1 protein-coding gene is annotated in these 365 nt (G+C 79.2%); it reads right to left on the bottom strand.

Annotated features, from left to right (window positions below; translation table 11 throughout):
• A partial coding sequence (locus tag EF903_RS34935; protein WP_221888836.1) for a hypothetical protein occupies positions 1-180 on the bottom strand: 180 nt, incomplete at its 3' end.
• Positions 181-365: the final 185 nt, after the last annotated feature.

Raw genomic sequence — 365 nt, 5'->3', positions numbered from 1 at the left:
GCCCGCCAGGTCGACCCGTACCGCTTGGAGTTCGTCCCGGTCGGCGTGCACGCCGACCGGGACGAACTCCAAGCGGTACGGGTCGACCTGGCGGGCACCGTCGTGGACCGGCTCCGCACCCCCCTCGCCTTCGCGGCCGGCCCGGACGCGGCCGCCGCCGCCCCCGCCCGCGCCGTCCACCGGCTGGCCGGGTCCGCCGGGGCGCCGGCCCTCGCCGCCGCCCGGGTCGCCGGCCGGTGCCCGCCAGGTCGACCCGTACCGCTTGGAGTTCGTCCCGGTCGGCGTGCACGCCGACCGGGACGAACTCCAAGCGGTACGGGTCGACCTGGCGGGCACCGTCGTGGACCGGCTCCGCACCCCCCTCG

It is taken from the genome of Streptomyces sp. WAC05292 (genome assembly GCF_003949955.1).
GTDB lineage: Bacteria > Actinomycetota > Actinomycetes > Streptomycetales > Streptomycetaceae > Streptomyces > Streptomyces globosus.
The sequence above is the reverse complement of the archived record's forward strand: the minus strand, read 5'-3'. Positions and strand labels throughout refer to the sequence as shown.